The sequence below is a fragment of the Monashia sp. HAY1-5C genome, assembly GCF_056755255.1.
The window spans coordinates 1-236 of record NZ_JBPGXG010000749.1; the positions used below are offsets into that span (position 1 = coordinate 1).

Genomic DNA, 236 nt, shown 5'->3' on the forward strand with positions numbered 1-236 from the left:
GCGTCCTGCGGTCGTGTCGATCACGAGGCCACCTCCGTCAGACGTGTCGTGCGGGCGTAGGCCTCCTCGACCTCGGCGCGCAGCGCCTCCCAGATCTGCCCGTAGAGGCGGGTGAAGCGCGGGTCGAGGCGGATCTCCTGGACGACGCGCGGGCGCGGCAGGTCGATCTCGAACTCGGCCTTGACCTGTCTCTTATACACATCTGACGCTGCCGACGACGGAGGGAGTGTAGATCT

At 66.9% G+C, this 236-nt stretch carries 1 pseudogene; it reads right to left on the bottom strand.

Annotation, left to right across the window (positions count from 1 at the left end):
• Window positions 1–20: 20 nt before the first annotated feature.
• Window positions 21–236, bottom strand: a pseudogene (locus ACR9ZK_RS23415) (hypothetical protein); the annotation flags it as partial.